Genomic DNA, 24,923 nt, shown 5'->3' with positions numbered 1-24,923 from the left:
CTGTTTATTTCACCCGCGACTGACGAGCCGTTTAGCCGCCTGTTCGCCGACGCCCCGGTAAAAGAGGAATGACCGCGCCATTCGGCGTAACCATTCCTCCCCGGTTATACGATGAGGCGCATTAAACAATCACGCCGCCGCTGGCAATCAAGGGACGCGCGATGGTCAGGCGTTGCACGGTACGCGGGCCTTCCTCGAACCATAGCGCTCTGGCATCGCGATACATTCTTTCCACCGGGCCATAGGGATTGTCTTCGAAATAGCCAATGCCGCCGAAGATTTCCAGGCAGCTATCCGATACGGTGCGTACGGTATCGATGCCGTGGAGCTTACACATCGACGACACCATTTCGATGCTTTCACCACGGTCAAACTTCCTGGCGCAGTCCTGTAGCATCAGGCGTAGCGCATGAACCTGAGTTCCCATATCGGCAATCGTTTGTTGTATCGCCTGCCGGGCGACCAGGGGTTTGCCGAATGTCACCCGGTCTTCGGCGCGTTTGATGGCCAGTTCAAGAAAACGCTGCGACAAGCCGAGGCAAGTGACGGCGACCATGGCGCGTGAATGCGCCAGCGCTTCCATAAAGATATCCAGCCCATCGCCCTCCTTACCCAGGATATTGTGGGCCGGCACTTCACAATTTTCGAAGCGTAAATCAGCATGGCCGGCGCCGCGACACCCCATCATGTGCGGCATCGGATCGGTGTAGTAACCCGGCGTATTGGTATCAACGATAAACGCCGTCAAACCGCCTTTCTTACGTTTTGTTTCGTCGGTTACGGCGATGACATAAGCGGCTTTGGCGATGTCGGTATGGGAAATCAGCGTCTTGGTGCCGTTCAGAATATACTTGTCGCCTTTTCTGACCGCGGTGGTGCGAATATCCGCGCCGGAACCGCTGTCGGCTTCAGTCAGCGCGAACAGGATATAAAAATCCCTTTCGTCGGCCAGTCGCGGCAACCACTCCGCTTTCAAATCCTCCGGGCCATGATCGCGCAAAATCCGCCAGCTAAGTCCGTTGGCGCAATGCAGGTTCATACGCATACCGCCCGGCCCCCGGCTGAATTCTTCCATAACGGCAAAAAACTGCTCGCAGTTAAGTCCCAGACCGCCATACTCCTCAGGCAGGCTCAGCCGAACCAGATCATTTTTAACGATGACATCGTAATAGGCATCGGGGAATACGTTGGTTCTTTCCGCCTCCTCCTGTAATTCTTCAAGTTCGTTCTCGGTCACGTTACGGATTTTTTTCTTCAGGGTTTCCAATTCTTGCTCTGATAGTATGGCCATATACTAACCTCTGTTTGTCATGGGGTTAAAATAATGGGCAGCGCACCTTACATTTCTATCGCCATAAATATGTGTTAATAAAAATGCGCGACCTCTGATAGAGCCAGTTTAAAAAATAGTATCCGGTTATGCAGATGGTGGGACATTATAAGAATATCGCATTGAATTTAAAAACCGACATTTACGACAAATAGTTGGATAAAACGCGCCAACATAATAAACAATAACAAACCACAATTAATAACCATTGAAAAAACAAAGCATTACAACCAGGAAAAACCATCAATAAACAGATTTTAAAAATAACAGTCTTTCTTGATTTGAGAGATAGGTCAACATTAAGGAAATATAATCATTTCCTGATAAAATGCACGAACACAAATAAGACAATAATAACCTTATGATTAATATCAATGTCCAATTTGTCCTGTTAATGGTTTTAATTGTCAATGTTTAATTCGCGCTAATTATCCTATGCTGACAGCGTTTTATAAATATACCCTGACAGGGTAAGCGAGACCTGGCGGAAAAAATAATAACTCGCCGTCAGCGTCGTTTAATATTTTCGGCGTACGGGGTAATCAAGCCAAACTTGCCTATATAGGGCCGCGGTGATTGCCACTGACTAACGAGGAGGCGTTATGGACTTCCAGGCCGGCGATAAAACAATCAACAGGGGGACATATGGATTTTAAATTAACGGAAGAACAAGAGCTGCTGCTGGCAAGCATCCGTGAATTGATTAACCGCGATTTCCCTGAGGAATACTTTAAAACCTACGATGAATCGCACGCATTCCCCCATAAGTTTTTTATCGCCTTAGCCGAAAGCGGAATCGGTCTACTGGGCATCCCGGAGGAGCTGGGCGGCGTGCCGGCGGATATGCTGACTCAGGTACTGGCGATAGAAGAGGTGGGACGCCTGGGCGCGCCGGCTTATAACATGACCGGCGGACTGTGTATGCACAATATGCTGCGTTTCGGCAGCCCGGAGCAGTTGCAGAAAAGCGCGGAGGCAAGTCTGAGCGGGCTCCCCGCCTACTCGCTGGCCTTTACCGAACCGCAGGCCGGCTCCGATAACAATCGCATCGCCACCACCTATACGCGAAAAAACGGCAAAGTGTATCTGAACGGACAAAAAACCTTTATCACCGGCGCAAAAGACTTTCCTTATATGCTGGTGCTGGCCCGCAATCCGCAGCCGGAAGACGCCAAACACTGCTTTACCCTCTGGTGGCTCGATCCCCATTCGCCAGGGGTGAAATGCAACGATCTGCATAAGGCCGGCTGGCATATGGTCAGCAACTGTGAAGTTTTCCTCGACAACGTTGAACTGGAAGAGAGCGCGATGGTAGGCCGCGAAGGCTACGGCTTTATCCATATGATGGAAAACTTTGAAATTGAACGCCTGGTTATCGCCGCACACTCGCTCGGCGTCGCCGAGTGCGCTTTTGAAGATGCCGCCCGCTACGCCAACCAGCGCGTTCAGTTCGGCAAACCCATCGGCCAGTTCCAGATGATCCAGCTCAAGCTCACCCAGATGGCCGTCAAGATTCAGAATATGAAGAACTTTGTCTACCGCGTAGCCTGGGAGTGTGACAACGAATTGTCGCTGCGCGCGTCCTCACCCATGTGCAAAGTCTATTGCACGCAGGCGGCCGGCGAAGTGGTTGACGACGCGCTGCAAATCCTGGGGGGACTGGGCTACACCGACGACAGCCGGATATCTCGTTTCTGGCGCGATATTCGCGTCAACCGCATTACCGGCGGCACCGATGAAATCATGGTGTATATCGCCGGCCGGCAGATCCTGAAACAGTATGAAAGCAGATAGGGGGAATAATGAAAATCATCACCTGTTGCAAGCTGGTGCAGGAAGAACAGGACATCGTGATCACGGCTGAAAGGACGCTGAATTTCGATCGCGCCGACGCCAAGATCAGCCAGTTCGATCTGAATGCGCTGGAAGCCGCCATCCAGCTAGCCGGCGAAGACGATGAGGTCGTGGCGCTCAGTATCGGCGGCAAACTGCTGGAAAACTCCAAAGTCCGCAAGGATCTTTTGTCGCGCGGCCCCGACGCGCTTTATCTGGTGCAGGACGAGCGTCTGGAACGCGCCCTGCCCTACGATACCGCGCAGGCGCTGGCCGCCGCCGCCAATAAGATCGGGTTCGATCTGCTGCTGTTCGGCGAAGGATCCGGCGATATCTATGCCCAGCAGGTCGGCCTGCTGGTGGGGGAAATGCTTCAGTTGCCCACCCTGAACGCCGTCAGCGCGATCGCGGCGACGGGAGACCGCGTCAGGGTGGAGCGCTCGCTGGAAGATGAAGTGGAAGTGCTGGACATTTCCCTCCCTGCCGTACTGTGCGTCACCTCCGATATCAACGAGCCGAAGATCCCCTCGATGAAAGCCATTCTGGGCGCGGGGAAAAAGCCGGTGACGCAATGGCGCCCGGACGACATCGACTGGACGCCCGCCGCCCCGCACAGCGAACTGGTCAGCGTCTTTGCGCCGGCGCAGACCGAGCGTAAACACATCATCATGGAAGATGACTCACCCGCCAGCGTCAGACAACTGGCCGACTATCTGAGTAAGGCGCTGAACTAAGAGGACGACATCATGAGCAAACTGACCAATGTATGGGTGTTCAGCGACAAGAACGATCGCTATGCCGAACTGCTGGCCGGCGCACGTCAGTTGGGAGAACGGGTGACGGCGCTGGCGACTCACGCCGATAGCGTCGAACATATTCAGCGACAGGGCGCGGATACGCTCTATCGGCTGGCCGAGCCGACGCCATTGCAGCGGATAGAAAATTACGCGGAAACCATTGCCGCCGCGATAAAGCATCAGGTTGAGCAAGCCAATGCGCAGACCGCCACGCTGATCCTGCTGGCGGCGACCAAACGCGGCAAAGCGCTGGCGGCCAGACTGAGTATCCAGCTCGATGCCGCGCTGGTTAACGACGCCACCGCCCTTAGCGTGGAAGACGACGCTATCTATGCCGAGCACCGCATGTACGGCGGTCTGGCTTTCGGCCGGGAAAAAATCAATACCCCGATTGCCGTCGTCACGCTGGCTGCCGGCGTATTCGAACCGCAGGCGGAAAGCGCGCCGCGCCCCTGCCAGGTGATACAAACGGACTACCTCACGCCCCGACGGGAAATGGTTTGCCAGGAACGCCGGGGCAAACCCGCCAGCAGCGTGGATCTGAGTAAAGCCAAACGCGTGGTGGGCATCGGCCGGGGTCTGGCGGCGCAGGACGATCTGCGCATGGTGCAGGAGCTGGCGGCGCTTCTTCAGGCCGAGGTGGGCTGTTCGCGGCCGATCGCCGAAGGCGAACACTGGATGGAGCGCGAGCGCTATATCGGCGTGTCCGGCGTATTGCTGAAATCCGATCTCTATCTGGCGCTCGGCATTTCCGGGCAGATCCAGCATATGGTCGGCGGCAACGGCGCCAAAACCATCGTCGCCGTCAACAAAGACAAGAACGCGCCTATTTTTCAATACGCCGACTACGGCCTGGTGGGGGATATCTATAAGGTGGTGCCGGCCCTGATTGAAGAACTAAATCGCTAATAATAAACGGCCCGCCCACCTAAAACGGACGCGGGCCGGGGAGCCGAAAGCATGTCGGAAGAAAAATTCGATGCCATCGTGGTCGGGGCGGGCGTCGCCGGATGCATCGCCGGTTACGTGATGGCCAAAGCCGGGCTGGATGTTCTGGTGATAGAACGCGGCAGCGCGCCCGGCAGTAAAAACATGACCGGCGGGCGTCTTTATGCCCACAGTCTGGAGAAAATCATGCCCGGCTTTGCGCAGGAAGCGCCGTTGGAAAGGAAAGTCACCCGGGAAAAAATTTCATTTTTAACCGAAGAAAGCGCCGTCACGCTGGACTTTCATACCGAGCAGCCAGACCAGCCGCGGCAACACTCCTATACGGTGTTGCGCGGCGCGTTTGACCCCTGGCTGATGGAAAAAGCGGAAGCCGCTGGCGCGCAGTTTATCGCTGGCGTCCGGGTCGACGCCCTGCTGAAAGAGGGCGCCAGGGTTACCGGCGTACAGGCGGGCGAGGATACGCTGGCGGCCAATATCGTCATTCTGGCCGATGGCGTTAATTCCCTGCTTGGCCGCGACATCGGCCTGGTTGCGCCGCCCTCGCCGCACCACTTCGCGGTTGGCGTCAAAGAGCTGATCTCGCTGCCGCAATCGCAACTGGAAGATCGCTTTAACCTGCCCCCCGGCGAAGGAGCGGCCTGGCTGTTCGCCGGCTCGCCGTCGGACGGGCTGTTGGGCGGCGGCTTTCTTTATACCAACCGCGACACGCTTTCTCTCGGGCTGGTTTGCGGGCTGGGGGATATCGAAAAGGCGCGCAAAAGCGTGCCGCAAATGCTGGAGGATTTTAAGCGCCACCCCGCTATCCGGCCGCTTATTCAGGGAGGAACATTACAGGAATATTCGGCGCATATGGTGCCGGAAGGCGGGATGGCGATGCTGCCCCGGCTGGTCGGCAACGGCGTAATGATCGTCGGCGACGCCGCCGGTCTCTGCCTGAATCTGGGCTATACCGTGCGCGGTATGGATCTGGCTATCGCCTCGGCGGAAGCGGCCGCCATCACCGCCATCGAGGCAAAACAGACCCAAGATTTCAGCGCCGACGGTTTGATGGGCTACAGCCGGCAGTTGGAGCAGAGCTTCGTGTTGCAGGATATGCAGCGCTACCGCAAGCTGCCCGCCCTGATGGAAAACCCGCGTCTATTCAACCAATACCCGCGCATGGCCGCCGACCTGATGTCCGATTTATTTGTTATCGACGGTCAACCGAGCCGATCCGTTGCGGCGAAACTCTGGGCGCGCGGCAGACAGGTCGGCCTGATCAATCTACTGAAGGACGGATTCAACGGAGTACGCGCGCTATGAGCGAGGTCAATGTCGATATCAAGCTGGGGGTCAATAAGTTCCGGGTGGATGAAAGCAATCCGCATATCCTGCTGGTTGACGCGCCCGACCCGGTTCAATTCAGAAAACTGGTTATCGCCTGTCCCGCCGGTCTGTATAAACAGGACGCCGAAGGCAATATCCAATTCGACTACGCCGGCTGCCTGGAGTGCGGCACCTGCCGGGTGCTGTGCGGCGATACCATCCTGGAGAAGTGGGAATACCCGCAGGGTACGTTCGGCATCGAATACCGTTTTGGCTGACGGCCTTTACTGCCTACGCCGGCGATGTATATGAAAAAAAATACGGCGACGGCGGATAACCCATAACCGGGGAATACCAATGAGCATCACAATCAAATTTAATGCGGCGCGCAGAACGCTGTATCGGAAAATGGGGTATTGGGGCGATGCGTCGCTGGCGGATTACTGGCATATGACGGCCATCGCCGCGCCGGAAAAATGCGCCGTCATCGATAACCACGGCGCGCACTATACCTATGCGCGACTGGATAACGCGGCGGCGCGCCTGGCCTCTTATCTGCTCGCCGCGGGCATCCGGCCCGGCGACAGAGTGGCGTTTCAACTCCCCGGCTGGTGCGAGTTCACGATGATTTATCTGGCCTGTCTGAAAGTCGGCGCGGTATCCGTGCCGCTGCTTCCCGCCTATCGCGAATCGGAACTCACCTGGATACTCAACAAATGCCGGGCGCGTCTGTTATTTATGCCGACACGGTTTAAAAACGCCGAACCGACGTCCGTCATCGCCCCGCTGCGCGCCCAACTGCCTTACCTGCGGCAGGTGATTGCCGTCGATAAGCTGGCGCCCGCGACGTCAGAGCCGTCATTAAGCAAAATCCTGCGGGATTCGCCGGCGCTGGAACAGCCTATTCCGACCCAGGGCGACAGCCTGGCCGCCGTGTTATTTACCTCAGGCACCGAAGGGTTTCCCAAAGGGGTGATGCTGACGCACAACAATATCCTCGCCAGCGAACGCGCCTTCTACGCCACGCTGAATCTAACCTGGCAGGACAAGATTCTGATGCCCGCCCCGCTGGCGCACGCCACCGGTTTTTTGCATGGCGTCACCGCGCCTTTTCTTATCGGCGCCCGCAGCGTTCTGCTGGATATCTTCAACCCGACGCAATGTCTGACGCTGCTGGAACGAGAGCAATGCACCTGCATTATGGCCGCGACGCCCTTTCTGTATGACATCTTGTGCGCGTTGCAAAAGCAGCGCTACGATTTGTCTTCGCTGCGTTTTTTTCTCTGCGGCGGCACGGCGATACCGAAAAAAATCATCAAAGAGTGCTTGCAGGCGGGGATCCCGGTTTTCAGCGTCTACGGCGCAACGGAAAGCGCCCCTCACACCATGGTAGAACCCGATGCGCCGCGCTCGCGCATCATTAATACCGACGGGGCCGCCACGCCCGGCGTCGAAATTAAAGTCGTCGATAAGGCCCGGCAGCCGGTGCCGTGCGGAGAAGAAGGCGAAGAAGCCTCCCGCGGGCCAAACGTTTTTATGGGGTATCTGGATGAGCCGGCATTAACCGCCGACGTACTGGACGACGAGGGCTGGTACTACAGCGGCGATTTGTGCCGCATGGATAAGGCGGGCTATATCAAGATCACCGGCCGGAAGAAAGACCTGATCATCCGGGGCGGGGAAAAAATCAGCAGCCTGGAACTGGAAGAGATCCTGCTGCAACACCCGCGGGTCAGGGAAGCCGCGGTGGTCGCCATGCCGGACGAGCGGCTGGGCGAACGCGCCTGCGCCTATGTGGTATTGCAACATCCGTATCGCACGCTGACGCTGGGTGACGTCATTACGTTTTTCAGCCGCAAACGCGTGGCCAAATACAAATACCCCGAGCATGTGGTGATCGTCGATCGTTTGCCGCGCACCGCTTCGGGCAAGACCAAAAAATACCTGCTGCGGCAGGATATTGCTCATCGCCTCGGACTGGACGATCGCAACACGCCGGCGGAACACATTATTACCCCCCCGCCCTTTGTTGCAACATAGCGGAGGGCTGTCGATGGTATCCGCCAACAAAAGTACGGGAAGAACCGGCGCCGGACATAAAACCTCAACCCGGATAAAAAACAGCACGAAACCGACGTTCTCCGCCGCCGCGCCGCTCTTTTACCGTTGCGCCCGCTGCCGCCGGCTGGTGGTACAGCCCTTCGCCGGGGACGGCGCATTATCCCTCGCCTGCTGCGGCGAAGCGATGAGCGAGTTAACGCCGCGGTCGCCGACCGACGCCGAGGCCGGACAACATCTGCCCGCCATGGTGGTATCCGGCGGTTTTGACTCCAACGCCTTGTCCGTCACCGTCGGCCTACCGCCGCATCCGATGGAGAACGATCATCATCTGGAATGGATTTATCTCTATACGTTCCAGGGCGGACAAATCAAATTTATCGCGCCGGGCGACAGGGCCGCGGCCATCTTTTCACTCGCCGAAAAAGATGCCTACGTCTATTGCGACCGCACGATATGCAAGGGCAGCCAGTGCAAATTCAACTGCAAACGGGGATTCATCGCCTACGCGTATTGCAACCGGCACGGCCTGTGGAAGAACGCCTTTTAGACCGACGATGCGACGATCGGCGTTACCGGCCGTCGTCCGAATCGTCGTTAATGGGGGCGGCGCATCGCAATGTGGGGAATGCCGTCTTCGTCATACACGTCGCCTGTGGCGACAAAACCGAAGCCGGCGTAAAAATTCTGCAAGTGAGCCTGTGCGGAGAGGTAAAGCGGCTTTTGCGGCCAGTGGCGCGCGCAGGCCGTCAGCGCATGTTCCATCAGCAGATGACCCAGTTGCCGCCCTCTGGCGGCGGGCGCCACAATCACCCGGCCGATGGTGACGGCATCATTGCCCGAACCGGGCGCCAGCAGCCGCGCATAGGCCGCCAGTCGGCCGTTATGATAGGCCGTAATATGCCGGTTGCCGACCGCCAGATCCCGCCCATCGATATCCTGATAAGAACAGCGCTGTTCAACGATAAACACCTGATTGCGTAACGCCAGAATATCATGCAGTGCGTTAACATTCAGATCGCCGACCTGCCAGTCATGCCATACCAGATTCATCCCCACCTCTATCCCGTCATTATTGCAATGCATTCACTTATCCTGCCAGATTGCTGACAACGTTCGAAATCTTACCTTTAATTACCCCCGCCCGGCCTCCCCCTTGTCAGCTGTCTCTTAGTCACATTTTTATGCGGACTCAGAGGCAGTTTCGTGCGCCACAATGCCGCCATTTCCATGCTACGTCGTAGCACGCGCCCGACATAGGGGGCTCAAGCGCCAGCCCCCTATGAACCCGGGCTTGCGGCTAAATTATGCCGCTGCGCGGTGCCATCGGTGTTCTTGACCGCTATTCGAGCCGCCAGTGACGCGTTCCCGACGCGGCACTAGCTTTCGCCGCATCCATGCGGCTCACTCGGCGGCCAAGTCCACCGCTGCATAATTTTTTACGCCGCGTAACAACCAACCCTGTCGGCGCTCCCGCATTTGTGTATAAGAGACAGCCCTTGTCAGGGGGAGGAGCAAAACTCCCTCCCCTGCGAAGGGGAGGGTCGGGGTGGGGTGAAACTCATGACGCCCGCCGTTTAGCGGAAACCAGCCACAGCCACAATAGCCCAATGGCGCACGTGAATAACACCCCGAAGCCAATACCGATGGCGATCACCGATACCCCGAGCTTCACCACCAGCGAATAAAGCCCCAGCATCAGCAACATCGCCAGGTTTTCACCTAAATTCTGTACGGCGATGGCGTTACCGGCGCCGACGCTCTCTTTGCCCCGGTCCTGCAACAGCGCGTTGAGCGGAACAATGAAAAAGCCGCCCAGCGCGCCCAGCAAAACCAGCAATGCGTAAGCGCTGACCAGATTGTGCTGAAGGGTGAAAATCACCACCGCCACGCCAATCAGTACGCCGGCAGGCAAACAACGCCGCACCGTTTTCAGCGTCACCAGCTTAGCCGCCGCCCCGGCGCCCAGCACGATCCCCACCGCCACCATCGCATTCAGCAGCGTCGGCGTCGCGTTATCGGTAATACCCAGCGCCAGCGGCACCCACAGCACCAGCAGAAAACGCAGCGTCACCCCGGCGCCCCAGAACATACTGGTGCCAAGCAGCGAAAAACGGGTCTCGCCATCGCGCCATAACACCCGACAGGAGGCAAAGAAGCTCTGCGTCATACGGGTCGGATGCCAGGACTGCCCCGGACGCGCCGCCTTCAGCCGGGGGATCAGCATGTTGGCGCCCAACGCAATGCCGTAGGCCACCGCACAAATCGCCAGCGCCGCATGCAGGTTCCAGTCGGCCAGCACGCCGCCGGCCACCGATCCGGTGAGGATCGCGGCAATGGTCGAGGCCTCCATCAGACCGTTGGCTTTCACCAGTTGTCCGCCGTGGGTAATCTCGCCCAAAATGCCGTACTTGGCCGGGGAATAGGCCGCCGCCCCCAGCCCCACCAGCGTATAGCCCGCGAACGGATTGCCGCCGAGGAAGATAACCAGCGCCCCGGCCAGCTTCAGGCTATTGGCCAGCATCATCACCCGGCCTTTGGAAAAGCTGTCCGCCACCTGGCCGACAAACGGCGCCAGAATGATGTAAGCGGCCACAAAGCCCATTTGCAGAAACGGCTGACTCCAGTCGGGATAGACCAGCACCTTGATCAGGGCCAGCGTGGCGAATAACAGCGCATTGTCGCCAAATGCAGAAAAAAACTGCGCAATAATCACCGCGCTCATATTGCGCGACAGCAGTCGCGTTTCGGGTTCCGGCATCGAATTCATGCTCCCTGCTCCGGTTGTTGTTCAGCCATCTCGCGCAACGTGACAAAATCGGTTTTGCCGCTGCCGAGTAACGGTAATGCTTTCACATAGCGAATATCGCGCGGCACCGCCAGTTCCGGTACGCCGCTGCTGCGCGCCTGCGCGGACAGTCGATCGCGGGTCAACTGGCCGTCGGTGGTAAACAGCACCAGCGCCTCGCCTTTACCGCTGTCGCTCCTGGCGCTGGCGGCGTGCTCCGCCCCCGGCGATACGCTTAACGCCAGTTGTTCGACGCTCTCCAGCGACACCATCTCGCCGGCGAGTTTGGCAAAACGTTTTACCCGGCCGACGATGGTGCAGAAGCCGTTCGCATCCAGATCGACAATATCGCCGGTGTCATACCAGCCGGCCTGCAATTCGCCCTCGGCGTTTTCCGCCGCCGGCGTTTCCAGCACCTCCGGATGTTCAACCCGCAGATAGCCTTTCATGATATTCGGCCCGCGCAGTTGCAAACGTCCGCCGCGCGCGATGCCCGGCACCGCAATCAGCCGGGATTCCATCTCCGGCAACAGCCGCCCGACGGTATGAATTTTCGCCGCCATCGGCACGTTAATCGCCACCACCGGCGCGCACTCCGTTACGCCATAGCCTTCCAGAATGCGAATGCCGAACTTATCCTGCCAGGTTTGACGCGTCGCCTCAGAGAGCTTTTCCGCCCCGGCCACCACATAACGCAAGCGCGCGAAATCATACGGATGGGCAAAACGCGCGTAGTGGCCCAGAAAGGTGGAGGTGCCGAACAGCACGGTACAGTTCTGGTCGTACACCAGTTCCGGCACGATGCGGTAATGCAGCGGGCTGGGATACAGAAACACTCTGGCGCCGGTCATCAGCGGCGTCAGCAACCCCACGGTCAGGCCGAACGCATGGAACAGCGGCAGCGCGGACATAAAACGGTCACGCGGCGTGAAGTCCGCCACTGTACGGATCTGTTCGACATTCGCCAGCAGGCTGTCATGGGAATGCACCACCCCTTTGGGATGACCTTCGGAACCGGAAGTAAACAGGATCATCGCCGCGTCGTCAGGCTTCTGCGCCAGCATCGCTTTGGCGGGGAATAGCAGATGCGACAGGATCCACAGCTTGTCGGCCAGCGTGACGCTATCTTTTAAATCTTCCAGATAAACCCAGTTGGCCTCGCTGACCTGCTGCGGCAACGCCGTCAGCTTGCCCTTTTCCAGAAACTGGCGGGAAGTCACAATAGTTTTGATGGTGGCGGCTTTCATGGCGCTTTGCAGCCCTTTCGCCCCGGCGGTGTAGTTCAGCATCGCCGGCACCCGATTGCGCATCGACGCGCCCAGAATCGCCGCGGCGGTAATCGTGGCGTTGGGCAGCAACAGCCCGACATGTTCATGCTCGCGGGTGAATCGCTGCAAGATGCGCGACACCCCCAGCGATTTTTTCAGTAATCCCTGATAGCTGTCCTCGTTGAAAGCGATATCGGCGATACAGGGGGAACGACGCCCGTAGCGGGTCTGCGCCGCGAGAAACGCCTGATACAGCGTATGTTGCGGCCGGGTCGCCATACGGGCATGCATCATAATCTGATGTAAATGTTCGCCCGCCAGAATACGGCGTTCTCTGGCGCTGTTCGCCTCCGGCATCGGCAGCGTGGTGGGCGGCAGATATTTTATCGTGATTTGCGGAAACCAGCGGCGTTTAAACACCCCGGACAGGCGGCCGAACGGGGTAAACTCGGCGCCGTCCAGCCGCACGGGGATAATGGTCGCGCCGGATTTCGCCGCCACAAAGGCCGCGCCGCTGTAAATTTTCATCAGCGAACCGGTGACGGTGATACGCCCCTCCGGGAATACCACCACCGGCTGACCGCGCTCAATCACTTTAATCAAGCCCTTGATCGCCAGCGGCTTGGTGGGATCCAGCGGCACAAAATCCACATAAGGTTTCAGCCAGCGCATAAACCAGCGCTCGGAAATCGTCGAATAAACGGCAAATACCGGCTTGATGGGTAAAAACAGCGCCAGCAGCGCGCCGTCAAGAAAAGAAATATGGTTAGGGGTAATTAGCAGTTTATCCTGCTGAAAATTATGGCCGTCGCCTTCGATCCTTATGCGATAAAGCCGCTTGAACACCCAGCGTAACAAGGTATAGATCATGTCTTCTCCTAATAGACAGATGATTTGCCGCGTTCAAAATACTATAGGGAACGGATCATCGCCAGAACAACCGAAATACGGCGATCGGCAGCGTAACTTATTAGGATAATTCGTATTTCGCCGCCAATAGGAGCTGACGGGAAGCGGCAACGCCGCGGCCTGAAGGATGGCGGCGGGCGGTTTCAGGGGGCGATCCCCGCCGACTAACTGCGGGGATGACGGGAAGCTCGGCGGGGATGACGAGTAATTGGTAGAAATGTCGGGGAATGGCGGGAATGCTTCCTTGCCATCCCCGCGCAGGCGGGAATGGCGGAAAGAAAGCGCCGGGTATGGAGCGACGTCGCCAGGCGTCAAAGCCGCTCGCCGTTGGAGGCGATGACCTGCTTATACCAGTCGAAACTCTTTTTCTTCGCGCGCGCCAGCGTGCCGTTGCCTGCGTTGTCTTTATCGACATAGATAAAGCCGTAGCGTTTTTTCATTTCCCCCGTGCCGGCGCTGACGATGTCAATCGGCCCCCACCAGGTGTACCCCATAATGTCGCAGCCGTCGGCAATCGCTTCCGCCACTTCCTGAAGATGCCGGCGGCCGTAGCTGATGCGCTCATCGTCCTCAATCGCGCCGTCGGCCGTCGGCGTATCCGCGCCGCCGTAGCCGTTTTCCACGATAAACAACGGCTTCTGATAACGATCGGTCAGCTCATTGCATACCAGCCGTAGTCCTTTGGCGTCAATCGGCCAGCCCCAGGCCGTTTTCTCCAGATAGGGATTCTCCAGCCCGCTGATGCCGCCGGTATCCGACAGCACCAGTTCGCCCGCCTTATGCGTGGCGCTGCGATAGTAGCTGAACCCCAGATAATCGGACGGATAGGCCGCCAGCAATTCAATATCGCCCGGCGCCATCGTCAGTTGAATATCATAGTCGCGCCACATCCGCCGGCTGTAGGCCGGGTAAACGCCGCGCATCATCACGTCGGCATAAAACAGCGAGCGGCGGCGCAGCTGATAAGTCTCAAACACGTCATCCGGGTGGCAGCGATAGGGATACACGGTGCTGAGCGACAGCATGCCGCCAATCACCGCATCGGGAATGATCTCATGACACAGTTTATTGGCGATGGCGTTAGCTACAAACATATGGTGGTTCGCCTGATAAACCGCCTGCAACAACCGATCTTTCGGCGGCCGTATCGCGCCGGCGGCGAACGGCATCCGGTTCATGTTGTTCTGTTCGTTGAAAGTCATCCAGAATTTCACCTTGTGCCGGTAGCGGCGGAATACCGTTTCGCAGTAACGGCTGAAAAAATCCACCAGTTTGCGGTTTTCCCAACCGCCGTAGCGCGTCGCCAGCGCCAGCGGCGTTTCATAGTGCGACAGGGTGATCACCGGCTGAATACCGTATTGCAGCAGTTCGTCGAACAGATCGTCGTAGAACCGGAGTCCCGCCTCATTCGGCGTGTCCTCATCCCCTTGCGGGAAGATGCGCGACCAGGCGATCGAGGTGCGGAAACATTTGAATCCCATCTCGGCGAACAGCGCCACGTCCTGCTTATAGCGGTGATAAAAATCGATCGCCTGATGGCTGGCATAGTAGAGGTTCGGGTCGATCGTTTCATCCGCCTGGCCGGCGATAATGCCGCCGCGCACCACATCGGCGATGGACGGCCCCTTGCCGTCTTCGTTCCATGCGCCCTCGGCCTGATTGGCCGCAATCGCCCCACCCCAAAGAAAATCATTTGGAAAACTTGGCATACCGATACCTCATCATTATTACATTCAGAATGTTGACTGCGGGCAGACGCCGCCGCCTGCCGCAGGTCGGTGTTCTCAATCCGCCAGTCGTTCGCCGTTGGAGGCGATAACCCGCTGATACCAGTGGAAACTTTTCTTGCGCGAACGGCGCTGCGTGCCGTTGCCGTCATCATCCTGATCGACATGGATAAAGCCGTAGCGCTTCGAAATCTGCGCCGTTCCCGCGCTGATCACGTCGATCGGCCCCCACCAGGTGTAGCCAAACAGTTTGACGCCATCCCCCAACGCCTCTTTCATCTGCTCAATATGCTGACGCAGGTAGTCAATGCGATAATCATCATCGATGGCGCCGTCAGGCTTGACGGTATCGACGGCGCCCAGCCCGTTCTCGGCAATAAACAACGGCTTCTGATAACGGTCGTAGAGTTGATTCAACGCCAGACGCAAGCCTTTGGGGTCGATCTGCCAGCCCCACTGACTGCTGGGCAGGTATGGGTTGCGGATGCCGCCGGTAATCAGGTTGCCGGTTACGCCTTCCAATGCCTCCGGGCGCGCGCTGACGGTGCTGGACATGTAATAGCTGAATGACACGAAATCGACCGGATACTGACGCAGGATCTCGTCATCGCCCTGCGCTTTCTCCAGCAGCACGCCCTTTTCCGCCAGCATACGGTCGGTATAGGCCGGATAGTAGCCGCGCGCCTGCACATCGCTGAAAAACAGCGATACCCGCTGCTGCTCTTCACAGGCTTGCAGATCGTCCGGGTGACAGGTGTGGGGATACAGCATCTGATAGCTGATCATGCAGCCCACCTGCGCGCCGGGGATAATCTGATGGCAGGCTTTGGTGGCCAGCGCGCTGGCGACGAACTGGTGGTGCGCGCCCTGATATTTGTCCTGCTCCAGATGAGGATTATCTTCTTCAATCACGCCCACGCTGACATAAGGATGGTGTTTCACGCAGTTGATCTCGTTAAAGGTCATCCAGTATTTCACCTTGTGCCGGTAGCGTTCGAACACCGTCGTGGCAAAACGCAGGTAAAAATCCACCAGTTGGCGATTCGGCCAGCCGCCATATTCCGTCACCAGACACAGCGGCATTTCATAGTGCGAAAGCGAGACGATCGGCTGAATGTTATGCGCCAGCAAGGTATCCAGCACATCGTCATAAAACGCCAGCCCCTCTTCGTTCGGCTCGATTTCGTCGCCGCGGGGGAAAATGCGCGTCCAGGCAATCGACATGCGAAAACAGGTAAAGCCCATTTCGGCAAACAGCGCAATGTCCTCTTGGTAGCGGTGATAGAAATCGATGCCCTTACGTTTGGGATAATACTTCGTGCTGTTGGGATCCTGCGCTTCCGCCACCTGACGACGGGTCATAAACAGCCATTGGTCGAGCCAGCGCTCCTTCGGCGTTCTGCTGTCAAAGGTATACACATCGGAAACGGAAAGCCCTTTGCCGCCTACATCCCAGGCGCCTTCCAATTGGTTGGCCGCCGTCGCCCCGCCCCAGAGAAAATCAGCGGGAAATTGCTTGGAAAATGTCATGTTGTCTGCCTTATGCCGCGAGCGCGGTCAGTTTCAGAAACGCCTGGCGTGAATGGACGTCGCCCTCGATCAATGAGCTGACCGCGCCGTAACATTCGGTGTTGGTGACGACCACAATCACGCTGGGATCGATTTGTTCCGCCAGCAGCGCCGGCAGATCGAAGCTCACCAGCGGATCGCCGACTTCCACCACCTGCCCCGGCTGAACATGGCAGGCGAAGTGACGCCCGCCGAGTTTGACGGTATCAATGCCGATATGAATCAATATTTCCGCGCCGGTATCGCTTTTCAGCGCCAGGGCGTGGCGGGTTGCAAACACCGACTCCACCCGCCCGTTGATCGGCGACACCAGTTCGCCGTTGGTGGGATAAACCGCAATGCCTTTGCCGAACATCTCGTCGGCGAAAATGGGATCGCTCAACTGGACGAGCGACATCATGCGCCCGTCGATGGGAGCAAAGAGTTGCTCTTCTCGCTGGCCGAGCGGCGCCGGTTTTACACTGCCGACGGTTTGCCCCGCCAGCACCGGTCTGCCGGTCGATACCGACCCAACCTCGGCATTGATCGGCTGCGCCTGTTGTTCGACCGGATCGTCGAATCCCAACAGGCAGGTGACGACCGCCGCCACGCTAAAGGAAATGACCAGACTGGCCAGGGCATACAGAAAGGTGGGGCCGACCAGCGCGGGCAGACCGGGCAGGCCGCTCAACGCAAAGGCATAGGTTTTTACGCCGAAGAACATGGCGAAGGCCCCGCCGCAGGCGCCGCCGATTAACGCGGCGGCAAACGGGCGTTTGAAGCGGATGTTGATGCCGTACATCGCCGGTTCGGTAATGCCCATCGCCGCCGTAAGGCTGGTGGATAACGCCAGGGATTTCACCTTCTTATTGCGCGAACGCAGGAACACGCCGAAGGCGGCCCCGGCCTGCCCCAGATTGGCGACATAGAAGATGATTTTCAACGGATCGAACCCCATCCTGCTGATGTTGTTGATCACGATGGGGATCAGCACATAGTGCATGCCGGTGATGATAATCAGGGAAAGCGTGCCGCCCAGAATCAGCCCGGCGAGCAACCCCATGTTCTCCACCAGCCAGACCACCCCTGACGAGAGGTAGTTACCGGCGAAAATCCCCAGCGGGCCAATCGCTATCAGCATGATCGGCGCGACGATCAGCAGCGTAAACAGCGGGACAAACATCGTCTTGAGCATACCCGGCATCACGCGGTCGATGGCCCGCTCGACATATGACATCAGCCATACCGCCAGCAGAATCGGGATCACCGACGACGCATAGGATACCGGCGACACCGGCAGCCCGATAAATGAAATCGCATCGCCCTGCGAAAACAGCTTCAGCAACGTAGGATGAAACAGGGTGGCGGCCAGCGCCACCGCGACATAAGGGTTGCAACCCAGTTTATTGGCCGCGCTGAACGCCAACACCAGCGGGATGAAAAAGAACACGCCGTCGCTGATGGCGGAGAGAATCAAATAGGTTTGGTTGGTCGGCGATATCCACTGTAGCGCGATAAACAGCGACAACACCCCTTTCAGAATACCGGCGCCGGCAATCGCCGGAATAATCGGTGAAAATATGCTGGATAACGACTCCAGCATGGTGGAAATCAGATTGCGTTTTCCCCCCGCCTGCGGGTTATCCGCTTTCTGAGATAACGCGGGATAGCATTGCATAAGGGCGCGATAAACATCCGCGACCTCATTGCCGATAATGACCTGAAACTGATCGCCGGCCACATTAATGCCTATCACGCCATCAAGCTGTTGCAGCGCGGCTTTATCGGCCAGAGCCATATCCTGTAGATGAAAACGTAAACGGGTAATACAATGGAAAACGTGCTGAATATTTTTTTCTCCGCCAACCAATGCAGCGATCTGTTTTGCCGTATCCTGGTAATTCATGGTTATTCCTCTTTCCAGAAAGAAATCGCAAGATTTCCTCAACAACCGCACGGTCATTATTCACCGCGACGCTTTGTTTCCTCTGGGGTTTGCCTGATTTAACAGTAACAAGCCTATTTGGAATGATGTAAACAGTGGATCATATTATCGATATGGATAGTCAGATACAGTTTCTCCGAATTACTCATGTTGTGTTGATAGTTTTTACTAATAAATGCGTTGATATACTCAACGCAACCCAATGTTTTTTGATAACGCTGTTGCACCATATTAAATAAGTCGCCATCGTCATTCTCCAACGTGGTGCCTTCAATCACCCGCTGGGCAAAAAATTTAACATGGGTAATAAAACGGTGATAATTCGAACCAGACTCATCCAGAGAAATGCGAAAATAATATTTAACGATATTCTGCACCTGATAAATCAACTGGGTAATCTGTTTCATATTGCCAATATTGTCGTTCAATTCGGCATTAACAATATGCAGCGCGATACTGCATGCCTCGGATTCCGGCAATACCACATGCAGTTTTTCAAAGACTAACTCCAGCGCTTTTTCCGCCACCGCGTACTCTTCTTTATAAAAATGGCGCACCTCCCATTGCAACGGATTCTGGATCGTGACGCCGTTTAGCTGACATTGCAGCGCAAAATTCAGATGGTCGGACAACGTGACATAAATACCTTCACTCAGTTTTTGCTGCAACTGCGCTTTTGCCATCTCGACAATATCGTCGGTGAGCTGCAATACGTCCAGCGACACCTCATCAACCAGATCTTTAAAACGCGCGGAGATGGCGTTGTCCTGTAAGTGAAATATTTTTTCAATGCGTGATTCATCCACCTGCTGGCCGTTCCTGGAATTAAAACCCAGCCCGCAGCCGGTTAAGATCAGCTCTTGACCCTGAGTGTCTAAAACGCTGACAACATTATTATTCAGGATCTGCTTTATCTTCATCACCCTTGTCCCCTATAAAGAAAAACGGGCAAAACTAAAATACAGAACCAGGCTGGATGTAAGACAAGATGTAATACATACGCCAGATTTCTGCACTTAAGTTTTGCCCGCCGAACGGTAACAAGCCTTATGCATGGGAAGAAATTAGCACCAGCTAATTAAACGGTCAATTGCATGGCAATAGGGAAAACAGGTTTATTTTCCATTTGTGATGTAAGTAATGTTTTACCCGACGATGAAAATTAACGCCGCCGACGCTCCGTAAAACGGCCGATGAAAACCTTCCGCACAATAAACAGAGAAATAGCTTAAGCCGCGCTAACGCAAAAGATAAAATCGCAGGCAAAAAAAACCTACGCATCCGCGTAGGTTGGTGTAATCAAATGCTTCAATGTACAGAGCACATTGATATATCACCAATCAATACCTCTGGGACTTGATACTCTAAAGAGGGCGGGCGAAAGAAACCAGCGCAGAATCGAAAGAGTTCTGCTCCAAATGCAACCAACTGTAAATTTTTTAGGCGGCATGTAATAAAAGGGTGTTACCGATATTTATTGCAACGTTTGATGGCATAAGCGCACTGAAAAATCCGGCCATTCCAGTGCGTCGCCAATATCGCGCTCTCCTGTTTTCCATCATCACCGCCATACGCGCCATAACGCGATCACCGCAAGAATCCTTCAGTGCATAACACGCCATTTAATAAGAAACAGTTAACTGTTTAGCTAATGACATATTATTTTTTCCTCATTACCATGGCTCGCATTTTATTGGCTTCATCGCTATGAGAAGGGCGAAGATGGATATTACTAATCACTTTAATAAAGACCTCAGCTCGCATGCACGCTATCATCTCAAACTGGAAACACGACCGTCCCACTGTCCGTATTGCATTTCTCCGCACAGGAACAATTAAGCCAGCCTTATAATTACCAAATTACCTTTACCTGTGAGGCCGACGATCTCAGTGCCGCACAAATACTTAATCGCACGGCGGCAGCGCAGAAAAATGACTATAACAGTGCATGTCTGGGACAAAACCGGACTGAAAGAGTGATATCCTGTTTGCAATTAGATGAATACCGCAAGGAAAGGGAATCATGATCGATTGCTTACTCGATTTCGACCAGATTTCAACCGACAGGAAGAAGCTTTAATCTACAATGCCCAGGCATCGGCGCTTTTGAAGTTTTCAGTGGCGACATGCCGTTTACCAACCGTGCGGAATGTTCGTTCATAGACCACTCAGCTATTCCTAATGGTCGATACTGGATTGTCTCTCGTCCCGAAGGGCCGTGGAATTCCCGTTTGCTGACATGAGCAAACGATTTTGCAACGGGAAACGATCACCACACAGGTTTGCTCTATACAAGGATGATGGAAGCATTGACGATCTACCTTTATCAGCGGTGTCCAACGCTCAAACTTCAGGATTCATCCGCTAAAGCCGGATGGCTCAGGTACATCATGGGCTGTATCACCGTCTTCCGTAGTACCGAATTCACGTCATTTCATCATTCCTTATTCAGGGTACAAAAGCGCAAGATTAATGGCACTAACCTGATGGCGTATGGAACGGTGGCGGTAAAAGGTTCGGTGACGGGGCCATGCTATGTCAGGTAAAAAAATCTTCTATCCGCTTCTGTTTATCGTTATCACCATCTATTTGGTCAGAAGCCGGATCTTGTTAAACGTGGCCGATAGCATTCTTATGTCCCTTGATCGGACGTGCCGGGCATCATCCATTCAATGTACTGGCAATGATTACGATTTCGCGTTGCTGATAACGGCCTTAGCCGTTAACGGTGCGGTGGCGTTGGTCTTTGTTTTCATCATTAAGAAGATTGTTCATGCCATACGGAAAGCATCATGAGGGATGATCATCCCCGATCTTTCGGGGGGATCATCATCGCGGCAAACCGGTGAACATTGCGCCGGTTCGCCGCGATAGCGGTTAAACCTGTTCCAGCGCCAGCAGCTCTTCCAGCGTCTGACGGCGGCGGATCAACCGCGGCCGGCCTTGTTCGAACAACACCTCCGGCAACAGCGGACGGCTATTGTAATTCGACGACATGGACGCGCCATAAGCGCCGGTATCGTGGAACACCAGATAGTCGCCCACTTGCGCATCCGGCAGCGCGATGGTTTCCACCCCGCCGCCCGCCTGTTGGGTAAAGACATCGCCTGATTCGCACAGCGGCCCGGCGACCACGCTGTCGCGCAGCGGCGTCTTGCTGATATCGCGGTTATCGCCCGGCAGCAGCGAAATATGGTGATAGCTGCCGTACATCGCCGGACGCATCAGATCGTTGAAACCGGCGTCCACCAGCACGAAGTGGCGGCTGCCCATCTCTTTCACCGCCCGCACTTCCGCCACCAGCACGCCGGCTTCCGCCACCAGGAAACGTCCCGGCTCGATTTCCAGCGTCACCGGATGCCCCAGATGGGCCGCGATCCTTTCACGCGCCTGATTCCACAAACCATAGTAGTGCTCGGTGTTGATGGCTTCCTCATCGTCGCGGTAAGGAATCGATAAGCCGCCGCCGGCCGAGATCGCCTCAATATCATGGCCCAGCGTAATCACCTGTTGCACCATCGCCTCGCAGACCTGCGCCAGATGCTCATAATCCACGCCGGAACCGATATGCATATGAATGCCCACCAGTTTCAAGCGATAACGCTGGATTTGCGCCAGCGCCTGCGGCAAGTCGCCGTACCAGATGCCGTGTTTGCTGTTTTCGCCGCCGGTATTGGTTTTCTGGCTGTGACCGTGACCAAACCCCGGATTGACGCGCAGCCACACCGGATGCCCCGGCGCGTGTTCGCCAAGCTGCGTCAGCATATCCACCGATCCGGCGTTAACCGGAATATTCAGTTCCGTCACCCGCAGTAGCGTTGGCCGATCCAACAGATCGGCGGTAAACACGATTTGATGATCGTCGGTTCCCGGCTCGAACCCGGCGGCCAGCGCGCGCTCGATTTCCCCCAGCGATACCGAATCCACTTTGACGCCCTGTTGATGCATCAGGCGCAGAATATGGGTATTGGAGCAGGACTTCTGCGCAAAACGGATGGTATCGAACCGGCGCAGTTTGGCGATGTTGTCGATGATGGTTTGCGCGTCATACGCCCAGACCGGACAGCCGAAACGGGCGGGCAGTTCGCGCAGGTTTTGCGCATTCAGCGCATGGGTGTGGTCATTCAAATCGTGCGGCATCGGGTTACCCAATACATAATTAAGTGATGATGGCAGTATGCCGGCGAGCGATTTGGTAATAAAATATCAATATATCGACACTCTATTCATTTTTGATATGGAAATTCAACCAACAGGTGCGCCATGGCTGCGGTATCGCTGCGACATATTGAAATTTTCCATGCGGTAATGACCACCGGCAATCTGACGGAGGCCGCCGCGCTGCTGAACACTTCGCAGCCGACGGTGAGCCGCGAACTGGCGCGCTTTGAAAAACTGGTTCAGATGACGCTGTTTGAACGCCTGCGCGGACGGCTTTATCCCACCGCCCAGGGCTTGCAGCTGTTTGAAGAAGTGCAGCGCTCCTATTACGGATTGGACAGGATTATCAACGCCGCCGACGATATCCGCCGTTTTCAGCAGGCCCAGCTTTCCGTTGCCTGCCTGCCGGTATTCTCGCAGTCGCTGCTGCCTGAAGTCTGTAAACCGCTGCTGACCCGTTATCCGTCGCTCAACCTGCATATTATTCCGCAGGAGTCGCCGCTGCTGGAGGAGTGGCTCTCCGCCCAGCGCCACGATCTGGGGCTAACGGAAAATAGCGCCACGCCGGCGGGTACGGAACGTCAGACCCTGATGATGCTCAATGAAGTCTGCGTGCTGCCCGCCCGCCATCCTCTGGCGGCTAAAAAGGTGCTCACCCCGGCCGATTTCGCCGCGCAACCTTTTATCAGCCTGTCGAGCGCCGATAGCTATCGTCAATTGTTGGATAAGTTGTTTCAGGAGGAAGGCGTCGCTCGTCAAATGGTGCTGGAAACCCACAGCGCGGCGTCGGTGTGCGCGATGGTGCGCGCCGGCGTGGGCCTTTCGATCGTTAATCCGCTGACCGCGCTGGATTATGCCTCTTCCGGCGTCGTGGTGCGTCCTTTCAGTATCGATGTGCCTTTTACCGTCAGCCTGATCCGCCCGTTGCACCGCCCGGCCTCGGCGCTGGTGGAGACCTTTATCGCCGAGCTGCAACAGTACGCGCAAAGCGTGCCTGAGCGCTTGCGGCAGGCGTTGCGGCTTTAGCCGGGGTTATGACGGGCCGAACAATCACGTTGTTTGTTCATCCCGCGCCCGCCGCCTGTAGCAAAAAACGCTTCTGTGATATATTACCGCTATCCGCTTTCATCCCATTTTCCCGTAGCGGGGAACTGACGTAATCACAGACCCGATAATATTCATGCCACTACATATCCAGCCTGCCGTCCACCATAACGATAAACCAAGCCCGGCTTTTCCCCTGGCCCGCTTCTCCGTCGCGCCGATGCTCGACTGGACGGATCGTCATTGCCGCTATTTTCTGCGCCAGCTGACTCGCAACGCCCTGCTGTATACCGAAATGGTCACCACCGGCGCCATTATTCACGGTAAAGGGGATTATCTGGCCTACAGCGAGGAAGAGCATCCGCTGGCATTGCAACTCGGCGGCAGCGATCCCGAAGCTCTGGCGCAATGCGCGCGACTGGCGGAACAGCGCGGCTATGACGAGGTGAATCTGAATGTCGGTTGCCCCTCCGATCGGGTGCAGAACGGTCGATTCGGCGCCTGCCTGATGGCGGAAGCCCCGCTGGTGGCCGATTGCATCAAGGCGATGAAAGATCGGGTCGCTATCCCGGTGACGGTGAAAACCCGCATCGGCATCGATGAGCACGACAGCTATGAATTCCTGTGCGACTTTATCCACACCGTCGCTGAGCGCGGCGGTTGCGACACCTTTATTGTTCACGCGCGCAAAGCCTGGCTGTCCGGACTGAGTCCGAAAGAAAACCGCGAAATTCCGCCGTTGGATTATCCGCGCGTCTATCAACTGAAACGCGATTTTCCCGCGCTGACCATCGCCATTAACGGCGGCGTCAAAACGCTGGAAGAGGCCAAAACCCACCTGCGACATCTGGACGGCGTGATGATGGGGCGCGAAGCCTACCAGAACCCCGGTATTCTGGCGCAGGTCGATCGGACGCTATTCGGTGCGCAGACCCCAGCCCCGGATATCGCCGCCGTGGTGGAGGCGATGTATTCCTATATCGAGCGCGAGTTGTCGGCGGGCGCCTCGCTCGGTCATATCACCCGTCATATGCTCGGCCTGTTTCAGGGCGTGCCGGGCGCGCGCCAGTGGCGTCGCTATCTGAGCGAAAATGCGCATAAACCCGGCGCGGACAGCCGCGTGGTCGAGCAAGCGCTGTCGCTGGTCAGACACGCCCCGGCTTAAAAAAACCAATAGTTAGTCTTTTTGACGAACACTGCCCTTCTCCTTCTTTTTTCATCGTTGATAAATCAACAGGTTATCAGCGATGAAAACTGGCACG

Annotated in this window: 18 protein-coding genes; 9 read left to right on the top strand and 9 right to left on the bottom strand. The window is 56.2% G+C overall.

Annotation, left to right across the window (positions count from 1 at the left end; all coding sequences use genetic code 11):
- Positions 1-121 precede the first annotated feature (121 nt).
- A complete protein-coding gene (locus ABRZ26_RS12515) occupies positions 122-1,291 on the bottom strand; it encodes an acyl-CoA dehydrogenase family protein (protein WP_319604464.1) in 1,170 nt (389 codons plus the stop codon).
- A 684-nt stretch (positions 1,292-1,975) separates the two neighbouring features.
- On the opposite strand from ABRZ26_RS12515, the gene ABRZ26_RS12510 reads away from it, so the two are divergent.
- From ABRZ26_RS12510 to ABRZ26_RS12480, 7 genes are all read left to right on the top strand, one after another.
- Positions 1,976-3,124, top strand: a complete 1,149-nt coding sequence (locus ABRZ26_RS12510; protein WP_319604463.1) for an acyl-CoA dehydrogenase — start codon at positions 1,976-1,978, stop codon at positions 3,122-3,124.
- An 8-nt stretch (positions 3,125-3,132) separates the two neighbouring features.
- Positions 3,133-3,897: an electron transfer flavoprotein gene (locus ABRZ26_RS12505; RefSeq protein ID WP_319604462.1), complete on the top strand. Its 765-nt coding sequence runs from the start codon at positions 3,133-3,135 to the stop codon at positions 3,895-3,897.
- Between the two features lie 12 nt (positions 3,898-3,909).
- Positions 3,910-4,869, top strand: coding sequence for an electron transfer flavoprotein subunit alpha (locus ABRZ26_RS12500; protein WP_319604461.1), 960 nt, complete (start codon positions 3,910-3,912; stop codon positions 4,867-4,869).
- 51 nt (positions 4,870-4,920) lie between these two features.
- The gene (locus ABRZ26_RS12495) at positions 4,921-6,210 is read left to right on the top strand and encodes an FAD-dependent oxidoreductase (RefSeq protein WP_319604460.1); all 1,290 of its coding nucleotides are present in this window, start codon (positions 4,921-4,923) and stop codon (positions 6,208-6,210) included.
- Positions 6,207-6,491 carry a ferredoxin family protein gene (locus ABRZ26_RS12490; protein WP_319604459.1) on the top strand — a complete coding sequence of 95 codons (285 nt, stop codon included), beginning with the start codon at positions 6,207-6,209 and terminating at the stop codon, positions 6,489-6,491. Before ABRZ26_RS12495 ends, ABRZ26_RS12490 begins: the two co-directional genes overlap by 4 nt.
- Positions 6,492-6,570: 79 nt before the next feature.
- Positions 6,571-8,253 (top strand): medium-chain fatty-acid--CoA ligase, encoded by a 1,683-nt coding sequence (fadK, locus tag ABRZ26_RS12485; protein ID WP_319604458.1) that lies wholly within the window; start codon positions 6,571-6,573, stop codon positions 8,251-8,253.
- A 13-nt stretch (positions 8,254-8,266) separates the two neighbouring features.
- Complete coding sequence (locus ABRZ26_RS12480; protein WP_319604457.1) at positions 8,267-8,821, top strand: desulfoferrodoxin family protein; 555 nt, start codon at positions 8,267-8,269, stop codon at positions 8,819-8,821.
- A gap of 47 nt (positions 8,822-8,868) precedes the next feature.
- Here the strand turns inward: ABRZ26_RS12480 and ABRZ26_RS12475 are convergent, their stop codons facing one another.
- The 8 genes from ABRZ26_RS12475 to lysA form a co-directional block, all read right to left on the bottom strand.
- Positions 8,869-9,324, bottom strand: coding sequence for a GNAT family N-acetyltransferase (locus ABRZ26_RS12475; RefSeq protein ID WP_319604574.1), 456 nt, complete (start codon positions 9,322-9,324; stop codon positions 8,869-8,871).
- Between the two features lie 508 nt (positions 9,325-9,832).
- Positions 9,833-11,041, bottom strand: coding sequence for a lysophospholipid transporter LplT (gene lplT / locus ABRZ26_RS12470; protein ID WP_319604456.1), 1,209 nt, complete (start codon positions 11,039-11,041; stop codon positions 9,833-9,835).
- Positions 11,038-13,197 (bottom strand): bifunctional acyl-ACP--phospholipid O-acyltransferase/long-chain-fatty-acid--ACP ligase, encoded by a 2,160-nt coding sequence (aas, locus tag ABRZ26_RS12465; protein ID WP_319604455.1) that lies wholly within the window; start codon positions 13,195-13,197, stop codon positions 11,038-11,040. Before aas ends, lplT begins: the two co-directional genes overlap by 4 nt.
- Positions 13,198-13,547: 350 nt before the next feature.
- A complete protein-coding gene (locus ABRZ26_RS12460) occupies positions 13,548-14,945 on the bottom strand; it encodes a glycoside hydrolase family 1 protein (protein ID WP_319604454.1) in 1,398 nt (465 codons plus the stop codon).
- 75 nt (positions 14,946-15,020) lie between these two features.
- Positions 15,021-16,493 (bottom strand): glycoside hydrolase family 1 protein, encoded by a 1,473-nt coding sequence (locus tag ABRZ26_RS12455; protein WP_319604453.1) that lies wholly within the window; start codon positions 16,491-16,493, stop codon positions 15,021-15,023.
- A gap of 10 nt (positions 16,494-16,503) precedes the next feature.
- Positions 16,504-18,417 (bottom strand): beta-glucoside-specific PTS transporter subunit IIABC, encoded by a 1,914-nt coding sequence (locus ABRZ26_RS12450; RefSeq protein ID WP_319604452.1) that lies wholly within the window; start codon positions 18,415-18,417, stop codon positions 16,504-16,506.
- A 113-nt stretch (positions 18,418-18,530) separates the two neighbouring features.
- Positions 18,531-19,376, bottom strand: a complete 846-nt coding sequence (gene licT / locus ABRZ26_RS12445) for a BglG family transcription antiterminator LicT (RefSeq protein ID WP_319604451.1) — start codon at positions 19,374-19,376, stop codon at positions 18,531-18,533.
- A 1,957-nt stretch (positions 19,377-21,333) separates the two neighbouring features.
- A complete protein-coding gene (lysA, locus tag ABRZ26_RS12440) occupies positions 21,334-22,596 on the bottom strand; it encodes a diaminopimelate decarboxylase (protein ID WP_319604450.1) in 1,263 nt (420 codons plus the stop codon).
- A 123-nt stretch (positions 22,597-22,719) separates the two neighbouring features.
- Between lysA and ABRZ26_RS12435 the strand changes: the two genes are divergently transcribed.
- Positions 22,720-23,643, top strand: a complete 924-nt coding sequence (locus ABRZ26_RS12435) for a LysR family transcriptional regulator (protein WP_319604449.1) — start codon at positions 22,720-22,722, stop codon at positions 23,641-23,643.
- Between the two features lie 238 nt (positions 23,644-23,881).
- Positions 23,882-24,826, top strand: coding sequence for a tRNA dihydrouridine(20/20a) synthase DusA (gene dusA, locus ABRZ26_RS12430; protein ID WP_413556219.1), 945 nt, complete (start codon positions 23,882-23,884; stop codon positions 24,824-24,826).
- The last annotated feature ends 97 nt before the right edge of the window (positions 24,827-24,923 follow it).

Origin of the sequence: Brenneria sp. L4-2C, assembly GCF_040240335.1 — a bacterium.
In the GTDB taxonomy this organism is placed as follows: Bacteria; Pseudomonadota; Gammaproteobacteria; order Enterobacterales; family Enterobacteriaceae; genus Brenneria.
This window is presented reverse-complemented; position numbering and strand designations above follow the sequence as displayed.